Origin of the sequence: Microbacterium sp. NPDC090014 (genome assembly GCF_044748285.1) — a bacterium.
In the GTDB taxonomy this organism is placed as follows: Bacteria; Actinomycetota; Actinomycetes; order Actinomycetales; family Microbacteriaceae; genus Microbacterium.
The window spans coordinates 2,567,134-2,579,317 of record NZ_JBIVFS010000001.1 but is presented as its reverse complement, the minus strand read 5'-3'; the positions used below and the strand labels follow the sequence as shown (position 1 = coordinate 2,579,317).

Below are 12,184 nucleotides of genomic sequence, written 5' to 3'. Positions count from 1 at the left end.
TACGGCCGCAGGACTCTCCCGCAGGGGTAGGGTCGCCATATGACACTCGCACAGCACTGGATCGCATCGTCGTGGGGCGCGCCTGAGACATGGGAGTTCGTCGACTACGAGGTGCCGTCTCCCGGCCGCGGTGAGGTGACGATCCGCGTGGAGGCCGCCGGGGTGAATCCCGCGGACGCCAAGCACGTCGCGTCTGCTCACCAGGGCGTGCAGCTGCCTGTGCCGATCGGCTACGAGGTCTCGGGCACGATCAGCGCGATCGGACCCGACACGCGGATCGGCTCGGGGGAGGCGAAAGAAGGGGACGAGGTCGTCGCCTTCCGCGTGCGCGGGGGATACGCGACCGAGCTGACCGTGCCTGCCGAGAAGGCCTTCGCGAAGCCGACCACACTCACGCACGCGGAAGCCGCGAATCTGCTGCTCGCCGGCACCACGGCCGCTGAGATGCTCTGGGTGACCGGCGCGGCACCGGGGGAGACGATCCTCCTGCACGGCGCGTCGGGAGCGGTGGGAGTGAGCGTGCTGCAGCAGGCCGCGCTGCGGGGGATCCGAGTGATCGGCACCGCGAGCGCCGAGCGGTTCGACGTCGTCCGTCGTCTCGGGGGAGTCCCCGTGCGATACGGGGCCGGCCTGGCGGATCGGGTCCGGGGGGCCGCGGGCGAGGCGGGCGTCTCGGCAGCCCTCGACGCGGTGGGCACGGACGAGGCCGTGGACGTGTCCCTCGAGCTGGTCGCAGACCGCCAGCGCATCGTCACGATCGCAGCGATGGGCAGGGCCGCCTCCGACGGCATCCGGGTGATCGCCGGTTCGATGCCCGTCAGCGCCCGATTCCGGGACGAGGTGCGCGGGGAACTGATCGCTCTCGCTCAGAACGGAGATCTGATCGTTCCCGTGGCGCGGACGTTCGCCCTGGAGGAGGCTCCGGCGGCACTCGCTCTGCTCGCCGAAGGGCACCCCGGCGGAAAGCTCGCTCTGATCCCGTCGTCCTAATCGATCTCGCGCAGCGCCGAGGTCACGACCACGACCCCATCGCCGTAGGCCGCATCCATCGCGTTCTGCACCGACCCGTCGTCCCACACGACCTGCATCCAGACATAGCCGCGTTCGGTCCACAGGGTGAGCGCATCGCGTCCCACGGCTTTCGACAGCTCGTCGGACACCTGCGCCAGCTCAGCCTCGGAGCTCGCGCCTGGGACACCGCCCGTGGGATCCTCCGGTCGGACAGGGTCGTACAGGGCGAGCATGATCGGAGGATCGGTGACCGCATATCGCTCGCCGTCGAAGGTTCCGTACACCGCGTAGGTTCCCCACGTGGTGCCGCCGCTGGATTCGCTCCCGTCTACCCCGTCCCAGGTCCAGCCGTCGAGGGGAAGGCCCGAGCACTGCGGTGGATACGACTCGGCGACGATTCCGAGGCAGAGCCGAGGCTCACCGTCCACATCGAGCACCGTGCCGGTGCCGATCACCCGTCCTTCCGGCGGTGGGACGCTCGCGGCATCCCAGGTCGGTGAGGCCGAACTCGTCGGCGCGGATGCAGCTCCGGAACCGGACGAGCAGGCGGCGAGGCCGCACATCCCGATGACGGCGACGGCGGCGAGTAGCATGCGGCTGTGCGATGTGCTCATGCCTGACAGTGTCCCGTGACGGGTGATCGTCTCACGGCGGCTCTGAGCGGATCGGCATCCCTGCTACCATGGCCGCATGCCTTTCGGCGGTCTGCTTCTTCTTAGCTGCCGCGACGAGTCCTAAAGCTAGGGCCTTCCTCGTCGCGGCGCTTGTGTTGGCCCGTTCACAATTCTGACGAAGAGAAGAAGCCCCATCATGCAGAACACTCAGCGCCCGTCTGCGATGCCGATCCACAAGTATCGGCCGTACCACGAGCAGATCACGGTCAACCTGCCCGACCGCACCTGGCCGGACGCCCGCATCACCGAGGCGCCCCGTTGGTGCGCAGTCGACCTCCGCGACGGCAATCAGGCGCTCATCGACCCGATGTCGCCCGAGCGCAAGCGCGTCATGTTCGAACTCCTCGTCAGCATGGGGTACAAGGAGATCGAGGTCGGATTCCCCTCGGCGAGCCAGACCGATTTCGACTTCGTCCGTCAGCTCATCGAAGAGAACCTGATCCCGGATGACGTCACCATCCAGGTGCTGACCCAGGCGCGCGAGCATCTGATCGCCCGCACGTACGAGTCGATCTCCGGGGCCAAGCAGGCGATCGTGCACCTCTACAACTCGACCAGCGTGCTGCAGCGCGAGGTCGTCTTCCGCACCGACAAGCAGGGCATCATCGACATCGCGCTCGAGGGTGCTCGGCTGTGCCGTCAGTACGAGAAGACCATCCCCGACACGAAGGTCTACTACGAGTACTCGCCCGAGAGCTACACGGGAACCGAGCTCGAGTTCGCCGTCGACGTCTGCAACCAGGTGATCGAGGTCTTCGAGCCCACCCCCGACCGCAAGGTCATCGTCAACCTGCCGGCGACCGTCGAGATGGCCTCGCCGAACGTCTACGCCGACTCGATCGAGTGGATGAGCCGCAACCTGGCGCACCGCGAGAACGTGATCCTGTCGCTGCACCCGCACAACGACCGTGGCACGGCGATCGCGGCGGCCGAGCTCGGCTACATGGCCGGGGCCGACCGCATCGAGGGCTGCCTGTTCGGCAACGGCGAGCGCACCGGAAACGTCGACATCGTGGCGCTGGGCATCAACCTCTTCACGCAGGGCATCGATCCGCAGATCGACTTCAGCGACATCGACCAGGTCAAGCGCACGGTCGAGTACTGCAACCAGCTGCCGGTGCCCGAGCGGTCGCCGTGGGCGGGCGACCTGGTCTTCACCGCGTTCAGCGGGTCGCACCAGGACGCGATCAAGAAGGGCTTCGAGGCGATGGCCGCCCGTGCCGAGGCTGAGGGCGTCACGGTCGACGACATCGAATGGGCCGTCCCCTACCTGCCGGTCGACCCGAAGGATCTCGGACGCTCCTATGAGGCCGTGATCCGTGTGAACTCGCAGTCCGGCAAGGGCGGCGTCGCCTATCTGCTCAAGGCGGACCACGCGATCGACCTGCCGCGCAAGCTGCAGATCGAGTTCTCGGGCGTCGTCCAGAACAAGACCGACGCCGAGGGCGGCGAGGTCACGAGCGAGCAGATCTGGTCGATCTTCAACGACGAGTACCTGCCCGCCACTGACACCGAGGCCAAGTGGGGGCGGTTCGAGCTGCTCTCGACGCAGACCCGCAGCGACATGTCGGGTGACGTGGTGCTCGACGTGACACTGCGCGACGACGATCAGCAGGTGTCCGTCGCCGGTAACGGCAACGGACCGATCGCCGCGTTCATCGAGGTGCTGCGCGGTCAGGGCTTCGACATCACTCTCTACGACTACGTCGAGCACGCACTCAGTGCAGGTGGCGACGCGCAGGCTGCGGCGTACGTCGAGCTGCAGGTCGGCGATCAGCGCCTGTGGGGCGTCGGCATCGACGGAGACATCTCGACGGCATCCCTCAAGGCGATCGTCTCGGGCGTCAACCGCTCGATCCGCACGCGCCAGCTGGAGCTGGCAGCGGTCTGACGGTCGACGAGAACGCCCCCGCGGTCATCGACCGCGGGGGCGTTACGTCTGCCCCGTGCCGAGGATCGGTCACTCAGGGCTCGGCTTGACGACCTGGATCACTCCGGTCTCCGCGGCGACCTTGCGGCGATACAGGCGACGTTGCTCCGGAAGCGAGACGTCGAAGCTCACGGCGAGCACTCGGATCACCGCGGTGACGACGATGCCGAGCACGGCGGCGAGCGTGATCGACATCCCGAGTCCGTTCGCGGTGGCGATGAAGACGCAGCCGGCACCGGCGGCGACGGCGTAGAGCGAGCCGACATGCATGATCGAGGTCGGCAGGCCCATCAGCATGTCGCGCAGCACGCCGCCGCCGACCGCTGCGCAGACGCCGATGAACACCGCGGGAACGGGAGGGATGCCGAAGGCGATCGCCTTGCTCGTGCCGAACGCGCCGAACATGCCGATCACCACGGCGTCGAGCACCACGATGACGGTGTTGAGACGGTTGAAGAGTCCCGCGAGCAGCATCCCGAGCAGCGAGGCGCCGGTGGCCGTGAGCAGGTACCAGTTGCTCTGCAGCGTGGCCGGAGTCTGACCGAGCAGGATGTCGCGGATGAGACCGCCGCCCATGCCGATCATGATGCCGATGATCGCGACGCCGAGCCAGTCGAGTCGTCGCTGCCCCTGGAACCCCGACGCGAACATCGCGCCCTGAACGCCGCCGAGGCCGACGCCGAGGAGGTCCGCCCAGAGCGGAATGGTGAAGAGCGGTTCGGTCACGCCTCTATTCTCCCGCACGGAGGATAATCGAACGGTGCCCACCTACCGAGACGAAGCAGTGATCCTGCGCACCCACAAGCTGGGTGAGGCGGATCGCATCGTCACCATGCTGTCGCGTCAGCACGGCAAGATCCGTGCGGTGGCCAAGGGCGTCCGGCGCACGTCGTCGAAGTTCGGGTCGCGCCTCGAGCCGTTCATGGTGGCCGACGTGCAGCTGTATCAGGGACGCTCGCTCGACATCGTGCAGCAGGCGGAGTCGCTCGGCTCCTACGGTTCCGACATCGCGGCCCACTACGACCGGTTCACATCGGCGAACGCGATGGTCGAGACCGCCGATCGGCTGAGCGACTCCGAGGCGACGCCCGAGCAGTACCTGCTGCTGGTGGGCGGGCTGCGTGCGCTCTCGCGGGGCGAGCATTCCCCCAGGAGCATCCTCGACTCCTACCTTCTGCGCGTGATGGCGCTGTCGGGATGGGCGCCGTCTCTCGGCGACTGCGCACGATGCGCCGCCCCCGGCCCGCACGCGCACTTCGTCGGTCAGCTCGGAGGCGCCGTATGCGTGAACTGCGCGCCGGCCGGAAGTCCGAAGGTGGCAGAGAAGACCCTGTCGCTGCTGCGATCCCTCATGACCGGAGAGTGGGAGGCGATCGATGCCGCGCCTCACGCGGACAACGCCGCGGCATCGGGCCTCGTCGCTGCCTATGCGCAGTGGCACCTGGAGCGCGGCATCCGCTCGCTGGCCCACCTCGTGGCCGACATCCCTCGAGAAGGAGCACGGTGAGCCCCAAGCCCTACACCCACAAGGATGCCGTCGCCTATCGTCCGCTCGACTGGACGGGCGTCCACCCGCCGGCGTTCCGAGCGGTGCCCGAGCACGTCGCCATCGTCATGGACGGCAACGGCCGCTGGGCGAACCGCCGCGGACTGAACCGCGTCGAGGGGCACAAGGCGGGGGAGGAGGTGCTCCTCGACGTCGTCGCCGGTGCGATCCAGGCAGGGGTCAAGCATCTCTCCGTCTACGCGTTCTCGACTGAGAACTGGGCCCGGTCTCCCGAGGAGGTGCGCTTTCTCATGGGGTACAACCGCGACGTGCTGCACCGTCGACGTGATCAGCTCAACGAGTGGGGCGTGCGCGTGCGATGGGCTGGACGCAAGCCCCGGCTGTGGGGCAGCGTGATCAAAGAGCTGCAGTACGCGGAGCAGCTCACGAAGAACAATGACGTGCTCACCCTCACCATGTGCGTGAACTACGGCGGGCGTATCGAGTTGGTCGACGCGATGCGCGCGATCGCCGCCGATGTCGCGGCGGGACGGGTGAAACCGAACGCGATCACCGAGAAGATGATCCGTCGCAACCTCTACGTGCCGGACATGCCCGACGTCGACCTGTTCCTGCGCAGCTCCGGCGAGCAGCGCACCTCGAACTTCCTGCTCTGGCAGGCGGCGTATGCCGAGATGGTGTTCCTCGACACGCTCTGGCCCGATTTCTCTCGCGAGGAGCTCTGGCGCGCGATCGGGGTCTACCTGTCCCGCGATCGTCGTTTCGGCGGGGCGATCGACACCCCTGACGCTTCCGCCTGAGCCCGCAGCCATCGTTCCGTCTCTCGCGGGTGGCGCAGCCGGACGATGAGAAGATGGGGCTGCTCGCTCACGACGCCGGGCATCCGCTCGGTCCACTTGTGCAGCGTTAGCGTCTGCCAGGCAATGATGTTCTCCTCGGGATCTCCCGAGAACATCCGCCAGATCGGCTTCTCGACGTTGCCGTTCCACATGCGGGTGCGCAGGATGCTGCGCCCGAGCGTGCGCCGCAGCAGACGTGCCCGGACCACGCGATACGGGTAGTCCAGCCAGATCACGACCTTCGCACGAGGAGCGAGGATCTCATCGGTTCCCTTGCTCGTGTACTGCCACTCGGTGACCCAGCGGTCCTCCGCAGCGAAGGCGCGGACGTCGTCGAGGAAGGACGGCCGTGGAGTCCAGTTCTCACCGTGGAAGAGTCCGTCGATCTCGACGTGACGCAGATCCCAGAGGTCGGCGATGCGTCGTGCGAGCGTCGTCTTGCCCGATCCTGTGACACCGGCGATCAGCACTCTCTCCGGCCGAAGCGGCAGCGGATCGTCGGCGGAGAGCATCTGAGAATCCTAACGACGGAATAGCCCATAGGTGCATACGGTTGGATGTCAATGTGAGTGAAGCCATCTCGATCGACATCTGGTCCGACATCGCCTGCCCGTGGTGCTACATCGGCAAGCGCAACCTCGAGAAGGGGCTCGAAGCCGTCGCCGGCGACGACGACGCGCCGCAGGTGAACATCACCTTCCATTCGTTCGAGCTCTCGCCCGACACCCCCGTCGACTTCGACGGAGATGAGATCGACTTCCTCGCCGGTCACAAGGGGATGCCGCGCGACCAGGTCGAGCAGATGCTGTCGCACGTCACCGGGGTTGCCGAGAACGCCGGGCTCGCGTACCGCTTCGACCTCCTTCAGCACACCAACACCGTGAAGGCGCACGAGCTCCTTCACTTCGCGAAGGCGCAGGGTGTGCAGCACGCGATGGAGGAGCGGCTGATGTCCGCGTACTTCACCGAGGGCAAGCACGTCGGCCGTATCGACGACCTGGTCGAACTCGCGGTCGAGGTCGGACTGAACCCCGACGACACGAGAGAAGCACTGGTGTCCGCTCGTCACCTCGCCGACGTCCGCCAGGACCAGGCGCAGGCCCAGGCCTACGGCATCCAGGGCGTGCCGTTCTTCGTGATCGACGGTCAGTACGGCATCAGCGGAGCGCAGCCGCCCGCAGCGTTCGAGAACGTCCTGCGCGACCTCTGGGCCAAGCGCGGTGAGACCGAGCCGGAAGCCGAAGCCGAGACGGCCGCGGTCTAGCGGGTCAGCGCGGCTTCGATCGCGCCGACGATCTCGGGGTCGTTCGGCTTCTGCTTCGGGCGGAAGCGGACGACCTCTCCGTCGGGAAGCACCAGGAACTTCTCGAAGTTCCACTCGACGCGACCCGCCTTGCCGCCGGCATCCGGGGTCTCCTTGAGCGTCTTGTAGAGATCGGTGGCGTTCTTGCCGTTGACCTTCACCTTGTCGTTGATCGGGAAGGTCACACCGTACGTGGTCGAGCAGAACTCGAGGATCTGATCGACCGATCCCGGCTCCTGCCCGAAGAACTGGTTGCAGGGGAACCCGACGACGCTGAACCCGCGGTCGCCGTACAGGCGCTGCAGCTCCTCGAGCTGCTCGTACTGCGGAGTGAGGCCGCACTTCGAGGCGACGTTCACCACGAGGACGACATCGGCACCCAGATCATCGAGTGTCTTCTCGTTGCCGTCGGCGTCTGTGAAGGGGATGGAACGGACTGCGGGATCGGTCATATTCACAGCTTAGGTCGATGCGCCGAGACCGGCTCCGTGTCTGGGAGAATGGAGGGGACATGACTCTCGCCACCGCCTCAGCTCGCACCCTCAACATCGGTCCGATCGCCCTCGACGTGCCGGTCGTCCTCGCACCCATGGCGGGTATCACGAACACCGCGTTCCGCAGGCTGTGCCGCGAATACGGTGCGGGGCTCTACGTGAGCGAGATGATCACCTCGCGCGCGCTGGTCGAGCGCAACGAGACCACGATGCGACTCATCCGCCACCACGAGTCCGAGACTCCGCGGTCGATCCAGCTCTACGGCGTCGACCCGCACACGATCTCCGAGGCCGTCCGCATCATCGTCGCCGAAGACCACGCCGACCACATCGACCTGAACTTCGGATGCCCGGTCCCCAAGGTCACGCGCAAGGGCGGGGGAGCGGCGCTGCCGTGGAAGAGCTCTCTCTTCTCGCAGATCGTCACCCAGGCGGTCAAGGCGGCGGGCGACGTGCCCCTGACCATCAAGATGCGCAAGGGCATCGATCCCGACCACCTCACGTTCCTCGACGCCGGGCGCGCTGCCGAAGACGCCGGTGTCTCGGCCATCGCGCTGCATGCGCGGACGGCGAGCGAGTTCTACTCCGGCTTCGCGGACTGGAACGCGATCGGCGAGCTCAAGCAGGCTGTCACCAGCGTCCCCGTGCTCGGCAACGGCGACATCTGGTCGGCCGACGACGCCGTGCGCATGATGCAGCAGACCGACTGCGACGGAGTCGTCGTCGGACGTGGATGCCTCGGTCGTCCCTGGCTCTTCGGCGAGCTCGCGGCGGCCTTCGGCGCGGAATCGCATCCGGTCGACGCGACCCTCGGGTTCGTGGCCGATGCCTTCCGTCGCCACGCCGAGCTGCTGGTCGAGTTCTTCGAGGATGAGGACCGCGGATGCCGCGATGTCCGCAAGCATGTCGCGTGGTACTTCAAGGGCTATCCGGTCGGCGGCGACATCCGGACGGGGCTCGCGACAGCATCCAGCCTCGCCGAGATCGACGAGCTGCTCGGCCAGCTCGATCATTCGGCGCCGTACCCCGGCGCCGATGCCGAAGGACAGCGCGGTCGGTCCGGTCGCCCGAAACGCCCGGCGCTGCCGGACAAGTGGCTGGAGTCGCGGGAACTCGCGGCGTCGGCCTCAGAGATGATGCGAGGGGCGGAGATCGAGAACAGTGGCGGCTGATCCTCAGGCATACCCGGCTCGCGGACGCTCGGACGGATACGACCCGCGCGATGCCGAGCGATTCTTCGCCGAGACCCATCGATCCGAACGAGACGACTTCGCCCGCGACCGTGCGCGCGTGCTGCACTCGGCGGCTCTGCGTCGACTGGCCGCGAAGACCCAGGTGCTCAGCCCGGCCAGCACAGCCGATTTCGCCCGCAATCGTCTGACCCACTCGCTCGAGGTCGCCCAGGTCGGACGCGAACTCGCCACCGCACTCGGAGTCTCGGCCGATGTGGTCGACACCGCGTGCCTCAGTCACGATCTCGGACACCCTCCCTTCGGGCACAACGGCGAGCGTGCGCTCAACGAGTGGGCCGAGCCCATCGGCGGGTTCGAAGGCAATGCGCAGTCGCTGCGCATCCTGAGCCGTCTCGAGGCCAAGGCGATCGACGACGACGGGCGCTCTGTCGGACTCAACCTGACTCGAGCCAGCCTCGACGCGACCTGCAAGTACCCGTGGACCGCCGACAGCCCCGTGCCCGACCCGGGAGGTCGACTCAAGTTCGGCGTGTATCCCGAGGACGAGGCGGTCTTCCGGTGGCTGCGCGAGGGAGTCCCTGGACGCCGACGCTGCATCGAGGCGGAGATCATGGATCTGTCCGATGACATCGCCTATTCGGTGCACGACTTCGAGGATGCGATCGTCAACGGCTACGTCGATGTCGCGCAGCTGTCCGATCCGCGTCAGCATGAGGCGCTCATCGACCGCATCCAGCAGTGGGTCGGGTACGACTTCACCCGCGACGACCTCGCCGATGCCCTGTATCGACTCGCCTCCCAGCCGATGTGGCTGCAGTCCTTCGACCGATCGCGGCATGACCTCGCCCGGCTCAAGAACCTGACGAGCGACTTCATCGGCCGCTTCGCGAGAGCAGCCGTCTCGGCGACGCGTGAGGCATACTCCGGCCCCGCTCTCGTGCGCTACAACGCTCACGTCGTGGTGCCGCGGGTGATCGAGGCCGAGATCGCCGTGCTCAAGGGCATCATGGGCCAGGCGATCGTCACGATCGATGCCCGCAAGGGCGTGTACAAAGAGCAGCGGCGGGTGCTGAAGCGTCTGGCCGATGCCCTCTGGTCGACCGACGCGCTGTGGTCTGCCGGCGCGGACGTGCTCGAGCCCGCCTTCTCGGCGGACTTCCTCGCGGCGACGAGCGACGCCGAACGCGCCCGCGTGATCGTCGATCAGATCGCGAGCCTCACCGATCAGAGCGCGATCGACTGGCACAACAGGCTCGTCGGCGAGATCGACCCTGCAGAGGTCGGGATCTGGACTCCGAGACATGCGCGACCGGGTGCTCGTCAGCACACGCCGCGTCAGGCGGTCATCGAAGGGGTCGGCTGATGCCCCGCATCCGCCAGGCCGATGTCGACGAGGTCAAGGCCCGCACGAACATCGCCGACATCGTCGGGGAGCGCGTCGCACTCAAGTCCGCCGGAGTCGGCTCGCTGAAGGGCCTGTGCCCGTTCCATGACGAGAAGAGCCCCAGCTTCCATGTGCGGCCCCAGGTCGGCTACTACCACTGCTTCGGATGCGGTGAATCGGGTGACGTCTACTCGTTCCTGCGCGAGATGGACCACGTCAGCTTCACCGAGGCCGTAGAGCGACTGGCCGGCCGCCTCGGCTACGCGCTGCACTATGAAGACGGCGGGTCGGCACCGGAGACGAGCGGACGCAGTCGTCTCTATGCGGCCAACACCGCCGCCGCCGAGTACTTCCGCGGCCAGTTGCTCACCGCCGATGCGGAGGCGGGACGCCGGTTCCTCGGGGAGCGCGGCTTCGACGCCGGTGCTGCCGCGCACTTCGGCGTGGGCTTCGCGCCGCGCGGGTGGGACAAGATGTTGAAAGCCCTCACGGCTCAGGGGTTCACGCGCGAGGAACTGAGTGCTGCCGGACTGGTGTCGACAGGTCAGCGCGGCGTCTACGACCGCTTCCGCGGCCGCCTCGTCTGGCCGATCCGCGACGTCTCCGGTCAGACGATCGGGTTCGGTGCGCGCAAGCTCTTCGACGACGACCAGGGGCCGAAGTACCTGAACACGCCTGAGACGCCGATCTACAAGAAGGCCCAGGTCCTGTACGGCCTCGATCTCGCCAAGCGCGACATCTCGCGGGGCGATCCCCGCCGGGTCGTGGTGGTCGAGGGGTACACCGATGTCATGGCGTGTCACCTCGCCGGCCTCACGACCGCGATCGCGACGTGCGGCACGGCGTTCGGAACCGATCACATCAAGGTGCTCCGCCGGGTGATGGGCGACGACAACGCCTCCGGAGAGGTGGTCTTCACCTTCGACGGCGACGAGGCAGGTCAGAAGGCCGCGCTTCGCGCCTTCACCGAGGACGATCGCTTCAACGCGCAGACGTTCGTGGCTGTGGCGCCCGACGGCCTCGACCCGTGCGACCTCAGGCTGCAGCGCGGTGATGCCGCCGTGCGCTCCCTCATGGAGACCAAGCAGCCGATGTTCGAGTTCGCGATCGACAGGAAGCTCAGCGGCTTCGACCTCTCGACGGTCGAGGGCCGGGTGGGCGCGCTGCGCGCGGCAGCGCCGATCGTGGCGGAGATTCGCGATCGTCTGCTGCGACCCGGATACGAGCGGGTGCTCGCGCGAAGGCTGGGCATGGACCCCACCGAGGTGCGCAACGAGGTCGAACGTGCCGCACGTGGCGGAGCGCAGTCCTCGCGGCACGAGGCGGCCAGGCACGAGACCACGATCGACCCCGCCACCGGGGCGCCGGGCATGGCTCCGGTCACTCTTGCGAGCCTGCCGCGAACCGCGGATGTCGCGGTCGAACGCGACGCGCTGATGGGCGCCCTGCAGTACGGTCACCAGATCGATCAGGCGCTGCTCACCCGCGCCCTCAGCGCTCCGTTCCGCACCCCGGGGCTCGACGCCGTGCGCGAGGCCGTCGCGGCCGCGGCTGACCGCACCCGCGCCGGTTGGGTGACGGATGCCGTGAACTCGGTGCGCGAACCCTACCGATCGCTCGCGGGCGAGCTGCTGATGACGCCGTTCCCGGCTCGCAACGAAGACGGCGCCGTCGCCTCGACGACCGATCTCGCCAAGCGGCTCATCATGCGCATCCTCGAGCACGAGAAGCAGGAGCTCCTCGGTGCTGTGCAGCGGGTTCCCGCGGACTCAGACGGCGGGCGCGCCCTGCGGATGCGTCTTCGCGACATCGACGTCGAGCGTCAGCGGTTCGCCGAGTCGTAACGACG

General features: G+C 67.4%; 12 protein-coding genes. 8 read left to right on the top strand and 4 right to left on the bottom strand.

Features of this window, described 5'->3' with window-relative positions; translation table 11 throughout:
- Window positions 1–39: 39 nt before the first annotated feature.
- Window positions 40–990, top strand: a complete 951-nt coding sequence (locus tag ACIPV5_RS12360) for an NADP-dependent oxidoreductase (protein WP_053096509.1) — start codon at window positions 40–42, stop codon at window positions 988–990.
- On the opposite strand, the gene ACIPV5_RS12355 is transcribed toward ACIPV5_RS12360, so the two are convergent.
- The gene (locus ACIPV5_RS12355; RefSeq protein WP_295102843.1) at window positions 987–1,625 is read right to left on the bottom strand and encodes a hypothetical protein; all 639 of its coding nucleotides are present in this window, start codon (window positions 1,623–1,625) and stop codon (window positions 987–989) included. The genes ACIPV5_RS12360 and ACIPV5_RS12355 overlap by 4 nt on opposite strands.
- 196 nt (window positions 1,626–1,821) lie before the next feature.
- On the opposite strand from ACIPV5_RS12355, the gene leuA reads away from it, so the two are divergent.
- Window positions 1,822–3,576, top strand: coding sequence for a 2-isopropylmalate synthase (leuA, locus tag ACIPV5_RS12350; RefSeq protein WP_053096506.1), 1,755 nt, complete (start codon window positions 1,822–1,824; stop codon window positions 3,574–3,576).
- 69 nt (window positions 3,577–3,645) lie between these two features.
- Here leuA and ACIPV5_RS12345 read toward each other — a convergent pair whose 3' ends face one another.
- Complete coding sequence (locus ACIPV5_RS12345; RefSeq protein ID WP_053096504.1) at window positions 3,646–4,341, bottom strand: trimeric intracellular cation channel family protein; 696 nt, start codon at window positions 4,339–4,341, stop codon at window positions 3,646–3,648.
- A 34-nt stretch (window positions 4,342–4,375) separates the two neighbouring features.
- On the opposite strand from ACIPV5_RS12345, the gene recO reads away from it, so the two are divergent.
- Window positions 4,376–5,122 (top strand): DNA repair protein RecO, encoded by a 747-nt coding sequence (gene recO, locus ACIPV5_RS12340; RefSeq protein ID WP_053096502.1) that lies wholly within the window; start codon window positions 4,376–4,378, stop codon window positions 5,120–5,122.
- On the top strand, window positions 5,119–5,922 hold the full coding sequence (locus ACIPV5_RS12335; protein WP_053096500.1) for an isoprenyl transferase: 804 nt from the start codon (window positions 5,119–5,121) through the stop codon (window positions 5,920–5,922). Before recO ends, ACIPV5_RS12335 begins: the two co-directional genes overlap by 4 nt.
- On the opposite strand, the gene ACIPV5_RS12330 is transcribed toward ACIPV5_RS12335, so the two are convergent.
- Complete coding sequence (locus ACIPV5_RS12330) at window positions 5,862–6,473, bottom strand: AAA family ATPase (protein WP_053096498.1); 612 nt, start codon at window positions 6,471–6,473, stop codon at window positions 5,862–5,864. The two genes, ACIPV5_RS12335 and ACIPV5_RS12330, sit on opposite strands and share 61 nt — an antisense overlap.
- A 53-nt stretch (window positions 6,474–6,526) precedes the next feature.
- Between ACIPV5_RS12330 and ACIPV5_RS12325 the strand changes: the two genes are divergently transcribed.
- On the top strand, window positions 6,527–7,225 hold the full coding sequence (locus tag ACIPV5_RS12325) for a DsbA family protein (RefSeq protein ID WP_400341121.1): 699 nt from the start codon (window positions 6,527–6,529) through the stop codon (window positions 7,223–7,225).
- Here the strand turns inward: ACIPV5_RS12325 and ACIPV5_RS12320 are convergent.
- On the bottom strand, window positions 7,222–7,716 hold the full coding sequence (locus ACIPV5_RS12320; protein ID WP_053096494.1) for a glutathione peroxidase: 495 nt from the start codon (window positions 7,714–7,716) through the stop codon (window positions 7,222–7,224). The two genes, ACIPV5_RS12325 and ACIPV5_RS12320, sit on opposite strands and share 4 nt — an antisense overlap.
- Before the next feature lie 59 nt (window positions 7,717–7,775).
- Between ACIPV5_RS12320 and dusB the strand changes: the two genes are divergently transcribed.
- Genes dusB through dnaG form a run of 3 tightly spaced genes read left to right on the top strand, consistent with a single transcriptional unit; the run spans window position 7,776 to window position 12,179 of the window.
- Complete coding sequence (gene dusB / locus ACIPV5_RS12315; RefSeq protein ID WP_053096491.1) at window positions 7,776–8,930, top strand: tRNA dihydrouridine synthase DusB; 1,155 nt, start codon at window positions 7,776–7,778, stop codon at window positions 8,928–8,930.
- A complete protein-coding gene (locus ACIPV5_RS12310) occupies window positions 8,920–10,314 on the top strand; it encodes a deoxyguanosinetriphosphate triphosphohydrolase (protein WP_187249759.1) in 1,395 nt (464 codons plus the stop codon). Before dusB ends, ACIPV5_RS12310 begins: the two co-directional genes overlap by 11 nt.
- Window positions 10,314–12,179: a DNA primase gene (gene dnaG / locus ACIPV5_RS12305; protein WP_400341120.1), complete on the top strand. Its 1,866-nt coding sequence runs from the start codon at window positions 10,314–10,316 to the stop codon at window positions 12,177–12,179. Before ACIPV5_RS12310 ends, dnaG begins: the two co-directional genes overlap by 1 nt.
- The last annotated feature ends 5 nt before the right edge of the window (window positions 12,180–12,184 follow it).

What these genes read in the sequence shown, in the direction of transcription:
- ACIPV5_RS12360 (WP_053096509.1), top strand. Translation starts at nt 40, where the DNA reads ATGACACTCGCACAGCACTGGATCGCATCGTCGTGGGGCGCGCCTGAG.
- ACIPV5_RS12355 (WP_295102843.1), bottom strand. Translation starts at nt 1,625, where the DNA reads ATGAGCACATCGCACAGCCGCATGCTACTCGCCGCCGTCGCCGTCATC.
- leuA (WP_053096506.1), top strand. Translation starts at nt 1,822, where the DNA reads ATGCAGAACACTCAGCGCCCGTCTGCGATGCCGATCCACAAGTATCGG.
- ACIPV5_RS12330 (WP_053096498.1), bottom strand. Translation starts at nt 6,473, where the DNA reads ATGCTCTCCGCCGACGATCCGCTGCCGCTTCGGCCGGAGAGAGTGCTG.
- ACIPV5_RS12320 (WP_053096494.1), bottom strand. Translation starts at nt 7,716, where the DNA reads ATGACCGATCCCGCAGTCCGTTCCATCCCCTTCACAGACGCCGACGGC.
- dusB (WP_053096491.1), top strand. Translation starts at nt 7,776, where the DNA reads ATGACTCTCGCCACCGCCTCAGCTCGCACCCTCAACATCGGTCCGATC.
- dnaG (WP_400341120.1), top strand. Translation starts at nt 10,314, where the DNA reads ATGCCCCGCATCCGCCAGGCCGATGTCGACGAGGTCAAGGCCCGCACG.